The following is a 12326-nucleotide window of genomic DNA, read 5'->3' on the forward strand; positions in this document are numbered from 1 at the left end:
TACCCGTGACGAGGCGGCCGCGCCAGCGCGCGGATTGCCTCCAATCGGGCTTTCTGCCTACCGACGCAGCAAGCCGCCGAGCGCGCCGCGGACCAAGGTGCGGCCGATCGAGCCGCCGAGCTGGCCGCCGACCGACTTGCCGAGATTGGCGGCCATCCCTCCGATCACCTGGTTGGTCACCGATCGCGTCACGTCGCGCGCAATGACCTGGCCGGCCGACAGGCGGCCGCGCTTGACATTGGTGCCGAAGATGGTGCCGACGATCGAGCCGATCTGGCCGAGGATGCTGCCGCCTCCGCCCGCCGGAGCATCCGCCGTCGCCGCGGTGCCGGCGATGCGCTTCTGGATCATCTCGTAGGCGGACTCTTCGTCAACGGCGGTGTCGTATTTGCCCTTCACCGGGCTCGCATCCATGATCGCCTTGCGCTCTTCCGGCGTGATCGATCCGATCCGGGCCGACGGCGGCCGGATCATCACCCGCTCGACCATCGCCGGCGTGCCGTTGCCTTCGAGGAAGGACACCAGCGCTTCGCCCTTGCCGAGCTCCATGATCACCTTGGCGGTGTCGAGCTTCGGGTTGGGCCGGAAGGTCTGGGCCGCGGCAGCGACCGCCTTCTGGTCGCGCGGGGTGAAGGCGCGCAGCGCGTGCTGCACCCGGTTACCGAGCTGACCGAGCACGCGGTCGGGCACGTCGATCGGGTTCTGCGTCACGAAGTAGACGCCGACGCCCTTGGAGCGGATCAGGCGGACCACCTGCTCGATCTTGTCCATCAGCGCCTTGGGCGCGTCGTTGAACAGCAGATGCGCCTCGTCGAAGAAGAACACCAGCTTCGGCTTCGGCAGGTCGCCGGCCTCGGGCAGCTCCTCGAACAGCTCCGACAGCATCCACAACAGGAATGTCGCGTAAAGCCGCGGGCTCTGGAGCAGCTTGTCGGCGACGAGGATGTTGACCATGCCGCGGCCGTCGCGGTCGGTCCTCATGAAGTCCTTCAGCGTCAGCGCCGGCTCGCCGAAGAACTTGGTGGCGCCCTGGTTCTCCAGCACCAGGAGCTGGCGCTGGATGGTGCCGACGGTGGCCTTGGTGACGTTGCCAAATCCCTGGGCGGCCTTGCGGATGTCGGCAAGCGGATCGTCGGCGGCGTCCGGCCCCTTCTTGCTGCTGTCGGGCACGATGGCATCGAGCAACGCCCGCAGATCCTTCATGTCGATCAGGACAAGGCCGTTGTCGTCGGCGACACGGAAGGCGACGTTGAGCACGCCCTCCTGCACGTCGTTGAGGTCGAGCATGCGCGCGAGCAGAAGCGGCCCCATCTCGGTGACGGTCGCCCGCACCGGGTGGCCCTGCTCACCGAACACATCCCAGAACACCGTCGAGAACTGGTCGGGCTGGAACGTCAGCCCCATCTCGGTGGCGCGCTTGACGATGAAGTCCGCGGGCACGCCGACCTCGGAGATGCCGGAGAGGTCGCCCTTGATGTCGGCCGCGAAGACCGGAACACCGGCGCGCGCAAATCCCTCTGCCATGACTTGCAGCGATACCGTCTTGCCGGTTCCGGTTGCACCTGTGACGAGGCCGTGGCGATTGGCGAGCGCCAGCGTCAGCCATGCCTGCTCGTCTCCCTTGCCGACGAAGATCTTGTCGTCGGTGTCGCCGAGCTTGCTGTTCTGTGCGGTCATTATTCTCTCTGATCCGTCTGCCGTATTTCGCGTATTGAAACTCAAATGCCAGTTCCGTAGTTTAACGCATGTCGCGCGTCGATTGAAACCGTTCAACGCGACCTGATCATGCGACATTGTCGGAAAACAAGTGCACGACATCCGCCGAAAGTAGGAACTGCGCGTTCGCACCGCGGTAATTTACTGCTGATTTCGTCTCCGCTCTTGCATCGCTGCAACACTTTTCGCGCGTTCTAAGCTGAATCGCATGTTCGCCTCCGTTCATAGCTTGTATTTCACACCACACCGGCTCAAGATCATTTTGAAAACAATACTCCGGCATGTGAACCGGCTGAGGGGCAGGCCATATGGACGAGCTGATCGGGCGGCTGGCGACGAACGCCAGCATAGATAGTGCTGTCGCTGAAAAGACGGTCGGCATTATCCTGGGCTTCCTTCGCAACGAAGGCCCTTCCGAGAACGTCGAAGCCCTGATCAATCATATTCCCGGCGCGGAAGCGGCGATCGAGGCGTCCAAAAGCGGTGGCGGACTGTCGCGGCTGATGGGCGGCGGCCTGATGGCGGTTGGCACGCGCCTGATGGGCTTGGGACTTGGCATGTCCGAGATTCAGACCATTGCTCGTGAACTTTTTCGCTTCGGCCGAGACAAAATCGGAGCGGATCAGATGGGCAAGATCATCGCAGGGACGCCGGGCCTCAGCCAATTTGCCTGAGCTACGCTTTTCATATCGAGCATCATGACATATCCGATTTCCGAGATTGAGGGCCTGCCGGCCTTTGCCGCCAACAAGTTGAAGGCGCAAGGAATCCGCACGACGGACGCGCTGCTCGAGGCGGCCTCAACCGTGAAGGGCCGCAAGGCGCTGTCCGCCAAGACCGGCATCAGCGAGCAGCAGCTTCTGGAATGGGCCAACGTCTCCGACTACATGCGCATTCCCGGGATGGGCCGTGCCAAGGTCGGCCTGGTCCGTGCCGCCGGCGTCACCACCGTGCGCGAGCTCGCCTATCGGAATCCGGCAAGACTCGCCCAGAGCATGCGCGAAGCCAACGAGAAGAAGAAGCTCCTCCGCATCCTGCCCTCGGAGAAATCGGTCGGCGACATCATCGCCAAGGCCAAGAAGCTGCCGCCGAAGATCACGTATTAGGCCTGCTGCTCACCGAATACGAGCGCTGACGCCACACCTTCGCCGGGACGACACCGGGGGTAAGATTGGACGGCTGTCGCAACAACGTCATTGCGAGCGCAGCGAAGCAATCCAGACTGCCGCCGCGGAAAAAATCTGGATTGCTTCGCTGCGCTCGCAATGACGGAGCGTGGGCAAGAGCAACGTTCCCTCACTGGCCCCGGAACGGATCGGAGCGACCGGATCGCCCCCAATCCCGTCTTGACTCCCCCTCCCCGACCGCGCACATCCACGCGCATGAATGCCTTGCCATCCCCTTCCGTCCCGCCGGCCGGCTCGGCCGGGCGTGACGTGCTGCGGACACTGCTGGAACGGCCACTCCCGGCGGTGATGGGCGTGCTCAACGTCACCCCGGATTCCTTCTCAGACGGCGGCGATTTCATCGCGCCCGACCTGGCGCTCGAACGGGCCCGGGCGATGATCGCCGATGGCGTCGACATCATCGACATCGGCGCGGAGTCCACCCGGCCCTACAAGGGCGCCAAGGCCGTCACGGCCGAGGACGAGCTTGCCCGGCTGAGGCCGGTGCTATCGGGCGTGGTTGCGCTCGGCGTGCCGGTCTCGATCGACAGCATGAAGGCGGAGGTGGTGGCCTTCGCGCTCGACCAGGGCGCGGCGATCGCCAACGACGTCTGGGGCCTGCAACGCGATGCCGGCATGGCGCCGCTGGTAGCCGCCAGAGGCGTCCCCGTCATCGTCATGCACAACCGCGAGAGCGTGGATTCCGCCATCGACATCATCGCGGACATGAAGGCGTTCTTCCTGCGCTCGCTGGATATCGCCGCCAAGGCCGGCATCGCACGCGACAAGATCGTGCTCGATCCCGGCATCGGCTTCGGCAAGACCGCCGAGCAGAGCATGACCGCGCTGGCGCGGCTGCGCGAATTCGACATGTTCGGCCTGCCGATCCTGGTCGGCGCCTCGCGCAAGCGCTTCATCGCCTCGGTGTCGCCGTCGGAACCGAAAGAGCGGCTCGCCGGCTCGATCGCGGCGCATCTCATCGCCACGCAGCGCGGCGCCAGGATCATCCGGACCCATGACGTCGCCGAGACCTTGCAGGCCCTGCGGGTCGCGAGCGCAATCGAGAGCAAGCAATGACCGATACGATCTTCGTGACCGGCCTGTCGATCCACGCTCGCCACGGCGTCATGGATCACGAAACCGAAGTCGGCCAGCGTTTCGTGATTGATCTCGAGCTCTATACCGACCTGTCGGAGCCTTCGCGCACCGACCGGCTCGCCGATACGGTGTCCTACGCCGAAGTCGTGGCGACCACGACGGCGGCGTTCAAGAACACCAATTACAAGCTCTTGGAACGCGCCGCCGGCGCGGTGGCCGACGCCATCCTGTCGCACTTCCCGCGCATCCGCGCCGTGAAGATCACCGTGCACAAGCCGCATGCGCCGATCGCTGCGATCTTCGACGATGTCGGCATCGTGCTGACGCGCTCGCGGCACCCTTGATATGGCGAGCGTGCTGATCGCGCTGGGCGGCAATGTCGGCGATGTCCGCGCGACGTTCGGCAAGGCGATCGCGCACATCTGCGGCATGGCACAGGCCGCGCTGACCGCGCGCTCCTCGGACTATGCGACGCCGCCCTGGGGCGATAAGGAGCAGGATCCCTTCATCAATGCCTGCATCGAGATCGAAACCGGCCTCGATCCGCACGCGCTGCTGTTCGTGCTGCAGAAGGTCGAGCAGAAATTCGGACGTACGCGGGCCAAGGAGCGGCCCTGGGGGCCGCGCACGCTCGATCTCGACATGATCGCCTATGACGATGTCAGGCTGCAGAAGCCCGACCTGACCTTGCCGCATCCGCGCCTGTTCGAGCGCGCCTTCGTGCTGGTGCCGCTGGCCGAGATCGCGCCCGACCGCGTGATCTCAGGCATTCGCGTGCGCGACGGGCTTTCCAGCGTCTCGACGCAAGGCATTGAGCGGCTTCCGGATACCGGTTAACCAAAAACAACCGTTTGCAGGGACGGTCCGCCGTGGCAATTTCGCCTGCGAACAACAAGATTTTCGGGAGCCCCTCGCCGCATGACCTCCGTGACTGACGACCTGCCGCTGGCGGCGGATTTTCCCAAGGCTACGGTCGAAGACTGGCGCAAGCTGGTCGATGGCGTGCTCAAGGGCGCGCCGTTCGAGAAGCTGGTCGGCAAGACCTATGACGGCCTGAAGATCGATCCGCTCTATCCGCGCGCCAGGGGCGTTGCGCCCGTGGTCGGACGGGCTGCTGCCGCGCCGTGGCAGATCATGCAGCGGATCGACCATCCCGACGCGGCGGCCGCGAACGCGCAGGCCTTGCAGGATCTGGAGAATGGCGCGACGGGGCTCGCGCTGGTGTTCGCCGGTGGCAATGACGCCCACGGTTTCGGCCTGGAACCGACAGCCGACGCGGTCGGAAAGGTCTTGAAGGACATTCATCTCGATGCCGGCATCGGCATCGAGCTTCAAATCGGTCCGCAATCGCGGATGGCCGCGATCCATGTCGCGGAATATGTAAAGAGCAAGGGCCTCGATCCCGCGGCCTGCGACATCCGCTTCGGTCTCGATCCGCTCGCCGCCTGCGCGGTGTGGGGCCACAGCCCTTACGCCTGGGAGGAGATCGCTCCTGCCGTCACCGGCGCGATCAAGGGTCTCGCCGCGCTCGGCTTCAAGGGGCCGTTTGCGTCCGCCGACGGACGCGTGATCCACGATGCCGGCGGCTCGGAAGTGCAGGAGCTCGCCTTCGTGCTCGCCTGTGGCGTCGCCTATCTTCGCGCGATCGAAGGCGCCGGCGTTCCGCTGGAAGCCGCGCAGGGCATGGTCTATGCGCGGCTCGCCGCGGACGCCGACCAGTTCCTGACCATGGCAAAATTCCGCGCGCTGCGGCTCTTGTGGGCGCGCATCGAGACGGCATGCGGACTGACACCGAAGCCGTTGTTCATCGCCGCCGATACGGCCTGGCGCATGCTGACGCAGCGCGACCCCTATGTGAACATGCTGCGCGCGACCATGGCGACGTTCGCTGCGGGGCTTGCCGGCGCCAACGCGATCACGGTGCTGCCGCACACGCTGGCGCTCGGACTACCCGATCCGTTCGCGCGGCGCGTGGCGCGCAACACGCAACTGCTGCTGCTGGAGGAGAGCAACCTCGCCAAGGTCAGCGATCCCGCGGCGGGCGCAGGCGGCATCGAGACGCTCACGGCACAGCTTTGCGAGGCGGCCTGGGCACTGTTCCAGGAGAGCGAGAAGGCCGGCGGCGCCTTTGCCGCGCTTCAGCAGGGCCTGTTCCAGAGCAAGGTCGCGGCCGCCCGCAAAGCGCGCGATGCCGACATTGCAAAACGCCGCGACGTCCTGACCGGCGCGAGCGAGTTTCCGAACCTGCATGAGCGCGAGACGGCGGTGCTGAACGCGACGCCGGTCGCGCTCGCACCCTACGGCGAACAGAAATACAAGTTCGACGCGCTGCCGCCGATACGACTGGCGGAACCGTTCGAAGCGCTGCGCGACAAATCCGATGCGGCGTTGAAGGCGCACGGCGCGCGGCCAAAGGTGTTCCTGGCCAATCTCGGCACGCCCGCCGATTTCACGGCGCGCGCAACTTTTGCGAAGAGCTTCTTCGAGGCCGGCGGCATCCAGGCCATCGACAGCGAGGGTTTTGCTGATCCGGCCAAATTGGTCGCCGCGTTCAGGGCCTCCGGTGCAGAGCTTGCCTGCCTTTGTTCCAGCGACAAGGTCTATGCGGAACACGCCGAAGCCGCGGCGAAGGCCCTGCAAACCGCAGGCACCAGACATATCTATTTGGCAGGCCGCCCGACCGAGGCCGAGGCAGGTTTACGGGCCGCCGGCGTCACGGGTTTTGTCTTCGCCGGGGGCGATGCGCTTGCCACGCTGCAAGACGCCTATCGACGGATGGAGCAGGCATGACCGAGCCAGGCAAACCAGTTCTCACCGGCGGCTGCCAATGCGGCGCCATCCGCTTTGCGGTCTTGGCAGCGCCGGCGAAGATCAGCATCTGTCATTGCCGGATGTGCCAGAAGGCGACCGGTGCGCCGTTCGCCTCCTACGCCGACATCGAGAAGGGTGATTTCGCCTGGACCAAGGGCACGCCCTCTGCGTTCCGCTCCTCGTCCATCGCGATGCGCGATTTCTGCGCCGCCTGCGGCACGCCGCTGAGCTTCCGCCGCATCGACGGCCCGCGCATCGAGATCATGACCGGTACGTTCGATCGTCCGGATCACGTGGTGCCGACACGGCAATATGGAACCGAATCCCGCCTCGGCTGGGTGGTCGGGATCGCCAATTTGCCGAGCCAGACCACGCAACAGAATTACGGGCCGGAGAAGATGGCGACCATCGTCAGCCATCAGCATCCGGACCATGATTGAGCGTCTATGATATGGTCGAAACCATGAGCCGCATTCCCAATTTCGCCGATGTCGCCTTCGAGAGAGCAACCGCCGCCGCGCCGGCCGGCAGCGCCGAGCCGTGGCTGACGCCCGAGGGCATCCTGGTGAAGCCCGCCTATGGCGAGGCCGACCTCGCCGGGCTCGATTTCCTCGAGACTTATCCGGGCATCGCGCCCTACCTGCGCGGCCCCTACCCGACCATGTATGTCAACCAGCCCTGGACCGTCCGGCAATATGCCGGCTTCTCCACGGCGGAGGATTCCAACGCGTTCTACCGCCGCAACTTAGCTGCCGGACAGAAGGGCCTCTCGGTCGCCTTCGACCTCGCCACCCATCGCGGCTATGACAGCGATCATCCGCGCGTCGGCGGCGACGTCGGCATGGCCGGCGTGGCCATCGATTCCATCTACGACATGCGCACGCTGTTTGCGGGCATCCCGCTCGACCAGATGAGCGTGTCCATGACCATGAACGGCGCGGTGCTGCCGATCCTCGCGCTGTTCGTCGCCGCCGCGGGCGAACAGGGCGTGCCGCCGGAAAAACTCTCGGGCACCATTCAGAACGACATTCTGAAAGAGTTCATGGTGCGCAACACCTATATCTATCCGCCTGCGCCGTCGATGCGGATCATCTCCGACATCTTCGCCTATACCTCCACGAGGATGCCGAAATACAATTCGATCTCGATCTCCGGCTATCACATGCAGGAGGCCGGCGCGACGCAGGATCTCGAGCTCGCCTATACGCTGGCCGACGGCGTCGAATATTTGCGCGCCGGACTTGCCGCAGGCCTCGACGTCGACCGCTTCGCGCCGCGGCTGTCGTTCTTCTGGGCGATCGGCATGAACTTCTTCATGGAAGTCGCCAAGATGCGCGCCGCGCGCCTGTTGTGGGCGAAGCTGCTCAAGCCGTTCAACCCGAAGGACCCGCGCTCGCTCTCGCTGCGCACGCATTGCCAGACCTCGGGCTGGTCGCTGACCGCGCAAGACGTCTTCAACAACGTGATGCGCACGACGGTGGAGGCGATGGCGGCAACGCAAGGCCATACCCAGTCGCTGCATACCAACGCGCTCGACGAGGCGCTGGCACTGCCGACCGACTTCTCGGCGCGCATCGCCCGCAACACCCAGCTGTTCCTGCAGCAGGAGAGCGGCACCACCCGCATCATCGATCCCTGGGGCGGCTCGTATTATGTCGAGCGTCTGACCCGCGATCTCGCCGCGAAGGCGTGGAGCCACATCCAGGAGGTCGAGGAACTCGGCGGCATGGCGAAGGCGATCGAGGCCGGCGTGCCCAAGCTGCGCATCGAGGAAGCCTCCGCCAAGACCCAGGCCCGCATCGACGCCGGCAAGCAGGCGGTGATCGGCGTCAACAAGTACAAGCCGACCGACGAGGCCCCGATCGATATCCTCAAGGTCGACAACACCAATGTCCGACGCCTGCAGATCGACAAGCTGACGCGGCTGAAATCCGAGCGCAACCAGAAGGACGTCGATGCCGCGCTTGCCGCGATCACGCGTTCGGCCGGCGAGGGCAACGGCAATCTGCTCGCGCTCGCCATCGACGCGGCGCGGGCCAAGGCGACCGTCGGCGAAATCTCGGACGCGATGGAGAAGGTGTTCGGCCGGCACCGCGCCGAGATCAAGTCCATCACCGGCGTCTACAAGCGGGAGGCGTCCAGCATGGGTAACCGGGTCGAGAAGGTTCAGGCGCTGATCGACGCCTTCGAGGAGGCGGAAGGCCGCCGCCCGCGCATCCTGGTCGCCAAGATCGGCCAGGACGGCCACGACCGTGGCCAGAAGGTGATCGCCTCGGCGTTCGCCGATATCGGCTTCGACGTCGACATCGGGCCGCTGTTTGCCACCGCCGATGAAGCGGCGCGACAGGCCGTCGAGAACGACGTCCACATCCTCGGCGTCTCTTCGCTTGCCGCGGCCCACCTCACCGCCGTGCCTGAACTGAAGGCCGCGCTGAAGAAGCAGGGCCGCGACGACATCATGATCATCGTCGGCGGCGTGGTGCCGCCGCAGGATTACGAGGCGCTCTACGCGGCCGGTGCCGAAGCGATCTTCCCGCCGGGCACGGTGATCGCCGACGCCGCCGAGGAGCTGATCCGCAAGCTGAACGCCCGGCTCGGGCATAGCGAGGCGGCGGAGTAGATGCTACGCTGGCCGTATCACCGGTCGGGTTGTCTTCATGACACGTGATGAGATCATCGCTGCGATCCGCAAGAACGCCGATGCCATCAAAGCCAAGGGCGTCTCGAAGCTCGCCATCGTCGGCTCGCGGGCCGGCGCCGACTATCGGCCGGACAGCGACATCGATGTCCTGGTCGAGGTCGAACCGGAGGCCTCTTTCTCGCTGCTCAACCTGATCGACGTCGAGCAGATCATCGAGGACGCGACCGGCTTGCAGGCGCAGGCGACTGTCCGGCGCTCCGCCTCCCCCCACTCTGCGCAGCAGATCGCAGACGACATCCTCGAAATATTCTGACGCTCACGTAAGGAGCACTCCCCTTGAAGTTCATGATCGGTTTGAGCGTCGCCATGGCGCTTGGCGCAACGTGCGTGATCTCCGCCTTCGCCGCGGATCCAAAGCCCGACGCCGTCGTCAAGACCAAGAGCATCGAGGCGCGCGTCTTCCTCGACGACAGGATCAAGGCGGATGCAGCGCTCGCGGCGGATTGCCTGGCCGAAGGCAGGAAGTGGCTCGACAAGAACGCGGCCGAGGCCGCCGCCGCGCGCAAAGAAGATCCGCAGTTCTTCAAGGACGGCGGCTGGGACTTCGAGCGCAAATATGCGATCCGCTCGGTCGTTGCCGACCGCTATGCCAGCATCCTGCGCAACGACTACATGGACACCCACGGCGCCCATCCCAATTCGGACGTGAACACGATCCTCTGGGACAAGACCGAGCGCAAGCGCATCTCGATCCGCCCGTTCTTCAACGAGACCGCCGATGGCGGCCCGACCATGAAGGCGATGCTGAAAGCCGTGATCGCCTCGCTCAAGGCCGAGAAGAAGAAGCGCGACACCAGCGAGACCGCAACCGACGAGTGGTTCAAAAGCGTGGAGCCGAGCCTGCTCAAGATCGGCGCCGTGACGCTCGCCCCGTCGACCGAGGCCGGCAAGAGTTCCGGGCTCACGTTCCACTATCCGCCTTACGCGGTCGGTCCCTACGCCGAAGGCGAATATGTCGCATTCGTGCCGTGGGAGACGCTGAAGCCTTACCTCACCGCGGAAGGCACGCGCATTTTCGGCGGCGCACGGCCGAAGGGCGATGCGGAGGAGCCGCAATGATCGTCGTGTGAGCAGCGACACATTGCTCACAGTGCTCTGGTAGCGCTACCTTGCAGCGGCGCTGCAAAGCTGACTAGAATGCCGTCATTAAGAGCGCCCGGTGTCACGGGCGCCGCTGGGAGGCATTCATGTCCAAGATTACGCGCCGCGCTTTTGCGGCTTCATCCGCCGCGGTCGCGGCGTCCGCCGCATTCGGTCTCACGCCCGCCCGCGCCCAAGCCTATCCGGCGCGGCCGGTCACCGTGATCGTGCCCTGGGGCGCCGGCGGCGGCACCGACGCGACTGCGCGCATTGTCGCAGCCCTGTTGGAAAAGGACCTTGGCCAGCCCTTCAACGTGGTGAACCGCACCGGCGGCTCCGGCGTCGTCGGCCATACCGCGATCGCGACTGCGCAGCCCGACGGCTACACGATCGGCATGCTCACGGTCGAGATCTCGATGATGCACTGGCAGGGCCTCACCGAGCTGACGCCGAAGAGCTACACCCCGCTGGCGTTGATGAACGAGGACCCGCCCGGCATCCAGGTCTCCTCCTCCTCGCCCTACAAGACGGTCAAGCACCTTGCCGAAGCGATCAAGGCCGCGCCGCCCGGCAAGTTCAAGGCCTCGGGCACCGGCCAGGGCGGCATCTGGCATCTGGCGCTGGTCGGCTGGATGCAGGCGATGGGCCTGCCCGCCAACCAGGTCGCCTGGGTGCCGTCGAACGGCGCCGCGCCCGCGATGCAGGATCTCGCCGCCGGCGGCCTCGACCTCACCACCTGCTCGGTGCCGGAAGCGCGCGCCATCATCGAGGCCGGCAAGGCAAGGAGCCTCGCCATCATGGCGCCGGCGCGCAACCCGATCTTCCCGGACGTGCCGACGCTGAAGGAGGCGATGGGCATCGAATACGCGACCGGCGCCTGGCGCGGCATCGGCGCACCCAAGAACCTGCCCCCGGAGCTCGCAACGAAGCTCACCGCGGCGCTGAAGAAGGTCTTCGACTCCGCCGAGTTCAAGGACTTCATGAGCAATCGCGGCTTCGGCACGGTGTGGGGCGATGCCGGCCAGTTCGCTGGCTTCATGGACAAGGGCGACGCCCAGATGGGCGAAGCGATGAAGGCCGCAGGTTTGAGCAAGGCGTGAACCTTCACCTCTCCCCGCGTGCGGGGAGAGGTCGAATTCGAGCTCCGCTCGAATTCGGGTGAGGGGGGTCTCCGCGAGTCCAACTCTCACCGTCCGCGCGGAAAGTCCCCCTCTCCCCGTAAGAACGGGAGAGGGAGAAGAAACCCCACAGGACTCCTCCCATGCGTCTTCCCGACTCCGTCACGGGCTCGTTTCTCGTCGTGCTCGGCGCCGCTTCTGCCTATGGCGGCTACATCTTGCCGCCGGTGCCGGGGCAGCCGGTCGGCCCCAACGTGTTTCCGCTCGTGATCGGCACCGGGCTTGCGCTGTGCGGGCTCGCGATCGTGTTCGGCATCGGCCATTCCTTCGAGGAGGAGGAAGAGCTGATCCCGCTGGAGGGCGGCCAGGCCGCAAGCCCGCCGCCGCAGGGCAAGCTCTACGGCCTGCGTGCGCTGCTGCCGCCGGCGCTTTTGCTGTTCTACGTCGTCGCCGCCGACCGGCTCGGCTTCATCATCACCGCGGCGATCATGGTCTACGTGACCTCGACCGCGCTCGGCGCCAAGTGGAAGCTGGCGCTGCCGCTCGCCGCGCTGTCGCCCTTCGCCATCCACCTCATCTTCGGCAAGCTGCTGCGCGTGCCGCTTCCTGCCGGCCTGCTGCCGACGCCCTGGTGAT

Annotated in this window: 13 protein-coding genes; 12 read left to right on the forward strand and 1 reads right to left on the reverse strand. The window is 65.6% G+C overall.

Annotation, left to right across the window (positions count from 1 at the left end; genetic code table 11):
- Window positions 1-57 precede the first annotated feature (57 nt).
- Window positions 58-1677: a helicase HerA-like domain-containing protein gene (locus ACVWW6_RS36940; RefSeq protein WP_060911172.1), complete on the reverse strand. Its 1620-nt coding sequence runs from the start codon at window positions 1675-1677 to the stop codon at window positions 58-60.
- A gap of 347 nt (window positions 1678-2024) precedes the next feature.
- Between ACVWW6_RS36940 and ACVWW6_RS36945 the strand changes: the two genes are divergently transcribed.
- The 12 genes from ACVWW6_RS36945 to ACVWW6_RS37000 all read left to right on the forward strand — a co-directional run bounded on the left by ACVWW6_RS36945 (window position 2025) and on the right by ACVWW6_RS37000 (window position 12325).
- Entirely contained in the window at window positions 2025-2390 is a 366-nt protein-coding gene (locus ACVWW6_RS36945) for a hypothetical protein (protein WP_011085845.1), read from the forward strand.
- A gap of 24 nt (window positions 2391-2414) precedes the next feature.
- Window positions 2415-2822 carry a DUF4332 domain-containing protein gene (locus ACVWW6_RS36950; RefSeq protein WP_011085844.1) on the forward strand — a complete coding sequence of 136 codons (408 nt, stop codon included), beginning with the start codon at window positions 2415-2417 and terminating at the stop codon, window positions 2820-2822.
- Between the two features lie 276 nt (window positions 2823-3098).
- Window positions 3099-3959, forward strand: coding sequence for a dihydropteroate synthase (folP, locus tag ACVWW6_RS36955; RefSeq protein WP_456682484.1), 861 nt, complete (start codon window positions 3099-3101; stop codon window positions 3957-3959).
- Window positions 3956-4324 (forward strand): dihydroneopterin aldolase, encoded by a 369-nt coding sequence (gene folB / locus ACVWW6_RS36960; RefSeq protein ID WP_456682485.1) that lies wholly within the window; start codon window positions 3956-3958, stop codon window positions 4322-4324. The genes folP and folB overlap by 4 nt, the downstream gene beginning before the upstream one ends.
- A 1-nt stretch (window position 4325) precedes the next feature.
- Window positions 4326-4817: a 2-amino-4-hydroxy-6-hydroxymethyldihydropteridine diphosphokinase gene (gene folK, locus ACVWW6_RS36965; RefSeq protein WP_456682486.1), complete on the forward strand. Its 492-nt coding sequence runs from the start codon at window positions 4326-4328 to the stop codon at window positions 4815-4817.
- Between the two features lie 81 nt (window positions 4818-4898).
- Window positions 4899-6770 (forward strand): methylmalonyl-CoA mutase family protein, encoded by a 1872-nt coding sequence (locus ACVWW6_RS36970; protein WP_456682487.1) that lies wholly within the window; start codon window positions 4899-4901, stop codon window positions 6768-6770.
- A complete protein-coding gene (locus ACVWW6_RS36975) occupies window positions 6767-7231 on the forward strand; it encodes a GFA family protein (RefSeq protein ID WP_011085839.1) in 465 nt (154 codons plus the stop codon). The genes ACVWW6_RS36970 and ACVWW6_RS36975 overlap by 4 nt, the downstream gene beginning before the upstream one ends.
- 23 nt (window positions 7232-7254) lie before the next feature.
- Window positions 7255-9411, forward strand: coding sequence for a methylmalonyl-CoA mutase (gene scpA, locus ACVWW6_RS36980; RefSeq protein ID WP_456683223.1), 2157 nt, complete (start codon window positions 7255-7257; stop codon window positions 9409-9411).
- A 37-nt stretch (window positions 9412-9448) separates the two neighbouring features.
- On the forward strand, window positions 9449-9745 hold the full coding sequence (locus tag ACVWW6_RS36985; protein ID WP_027544150.1) for a nucleotidyltransferase family protein: 297 nt from the start codon (window positions 9449-9451) through the stop codon (window positions 9743-9745).
- Window positions 9746-9777: 32 nt separating this feature from the next.
- A complete protein-coding gene (locus tag ACVWW6_RS36990; RefSeq protein ID WP_161537129.1) occupies window positions 9778-10551 on the forward strand; it encodes an RsiV family protein in 774 nt (257 codons plus the stop codon).
- Between the two features lie 128 nt (window positions 10552-10679).
- Complete coding sequence (locus tag ACVWW6_RS36995) at window positions 10680-11672, forward strand: tripartite tricarboxylate transporter substrate binding protein (protein ID WP_456682488.1); 993 nt, start codon at window positions 10680-10682, stop codon at window positions 11670-11672.
- Between the two features lie 161 nt (window positions 11673-11833).
- Complete coding sequence (locus tag ACVWW6_RS37000; protein WP_011085834.1) at window positions 11834-12325, forward strand: tripartite tricarboxylate transporter TctB family protein; 492 nt, start codon at window positions 11834-11836, stop codon at window positions 12323-12325.
- The last annotated feature ends 1 nt before the right edge of the window (window position 12326 follow it).

The organism is Bradyrhizobium sp. USDA 3311 (assembly GCF_054062495.1).

Bases quoted from the DNA above. Each gene is read 5' to 3' on its own strand.
- ACVWW6_RS36995 (WP_456682488.1), top strand. From the start codon at position 10,680: ATGTCCAAGATTACGCGCCGCGCTTTTGCGGCTTCATCCGCCGCGGTC.
- folB (WP_456682485.1), top strand. From the start codon at position 3,956: ATGACCGATACGATCTTCGTGACCGGCCTGTCGATCCACGCTCGCCAC.
- folP (WP_456682484.1), top strand. From the start codon at position 3,099: ATGAATGCCTTGCCATCCCCTTCCGTCCCGCCGGCCGGCTCGGCCGGG.
- scpA (WP_456683223.1), top strand. From the start codon at position 7,255: ATGAGCCGCATTCCCAATTTCGCCGATGTCGCCTTCGAGAGAGCAACC.
- folK (WP_456682486.1), top strand. From the start codon at position 4,326: ATGGCGAGCGTGCTGATCGCGCTGGGCGGCAATGTCGGCGATGTCCGC.
- ACVWW6_RS36950 (WP_011085844.1), top strand. From the start codon at position 2,415: ATGACATATCCGATTTCCGAGATTGAGGGCCTGCCGGCCTTTGCCGCC.
- ACVWW6_RS36985 (WP_027544150.1), top strand. From the start codon at position 9,449: ATGACACGTGATGAGATCATCGCTGCGATCCGCAAGAACGCCGATGCC.
- ACVWW6_RS36940 (WP_060911172.1), bottom strand. From the start codon at position 1,677: ATGACCGCACAGAACAGCAAGCTCGGCGACACCGACGACAAGATCTTC.
- ACVWW6_RS36945 (WP_011085845.1), top strand. From the start codon at position 2,025: ATGGACGAGCTGATCGGGCGGCTGGCGACGAACGCCAGCATAGATAGT.
- ACVWW6_RS36975 (WP_011085839.1), top strand. From the start codon at position 6,767: ATGACCGAGCCAGGCAAACCAGTTCTCACCGGCGGCTGCCAATGCGGC.
- ACVWW6_RS36990 (WP_161537129.1), top strand. From the start codon at position 9,778: ATGATCGGTTTGAGCGTCGCCATGGCGCTTGGCGCAACGTGCGTGATC.
- ACVWW6_RS36970 (WP_456682487.1), top strand. From the start codon at position 4,899: ATGACCTCCGTGACTGACGACCTGCCGCTGGCGGCGGATTTTCCCAAG.
- ACVWW6_RS37000 (WP_011085834.1), top strand. From the start codon at position 11,834: ATGCGTCTTCCCGACTCCGTCACGGGCTCGTTTCTCGTCGTGCTCGGC.